The organism is Bacillus cereus group sp. N12, assembly GCF_016483575.1.
Classification (GTDB): domain Bacteria; phylum Bacillota; class Bacilli; order Bacillales; family Bacillaceae_G; genus Bacillus_A; species Bacillus_A toyonensis.
In genome coordinates, this window is sequence record NZ_JAEHBO010000236.1 from 1 (window position 1) to 261 (window position 261).

The following is a 261-nucleotide window of genomic DNA, read 5'->3' on the forward strand; positions in this document are numbered from 1 at the left end:
GGTGACCCGTACGGGATTCGAACCCGTGTTACCGCCGTGAAAGGGCGGTGTCTTAACCACTTGACCAACGGGCCAAATATTATAAATCCTTATGGCGGAGAGCAAGGGATTCGAACCCTTGATACGCTTGTGACGTATACACGATTTCCAATCGTGCTCCTTCGGCCAACTCGGACAGCTCTCCAATGGCTCCGCAGGTAGGAATCGAACCTACGACCGATCGGTTAACAGCCGATAGCTCTACCGCTGAGCTACTGCGGA

3 tRNA genes are annotated in these 261 nt (G+C 53.6%); all 3 read right to left on the reverse strand.

The features are described 5' to 3' along the window. Nucleotides 1-2 precede the first annotated feature (2 nt). Nucleotides 3-74 (reverse strand) — tRNA-Glu (locus JDS92_RS30285). Between the two features lie 18 nt (nt 75-92). Continuing rightward, nucleotides 93-184: transfer RNA gene (locus JDS92_RS30290), tRNA-Ser, on the reverse strand. 2 nt (nt 185-186) lie between these two features. After that, nucleotides 187-261 (reverse strand) — tRNA-Asn (locus JDS92_RS30295).